This is a genomic window from Bradyrhizobium ferriligni, from assembly GCF_056837965.1.
Window position 1 is genome coordinate 1 of sequence record NZ_JBXEJO010000410.1, and the last position, 385, is coordinate 385.

Here is a 385-nt window from a genome sequence, read left to right on the forward strand (position 1 = left end):
GCCTCAAAGCCGCTATTTGCCGTAACAACCTCAACACCAAGCTCAGCAAGTAATGCATCTAGCACCAAAAGATTTGGTAAATGGTCATCTACAGCCAAAATCCTACGCCCCACAAATTTGGCCTGACGAGGTGATTGTATCGCCGACAGGTTTTGCTGATTTAAAAGCATGGCATATAGCTGCCTTTTATCCATCGGCTCATATAATGCCTGGGTCTGATAACGCAATAACAACTGTTCGTTGATACCCACTTGATAACCAAAACTGGCAAGCTTACCATCATATCGTAAGCGAATTTGTCGTAACACGGCACCCACATCATCTTTGGCAGCGTCTTGGCCAAAACTATCCACTATCCCTCTGCCATAGTCCGTCGCATCTTTTG

General features: G+C 45.5%; 1 pseudogene. It reads right to left on the bottom strand.

From position 1 onward, the window contains the following. Window positions 1–385, bottom strand: a pseudogene (locus AC1VNY_RS42920) (hypothetical protein); the annotation flags it as partial.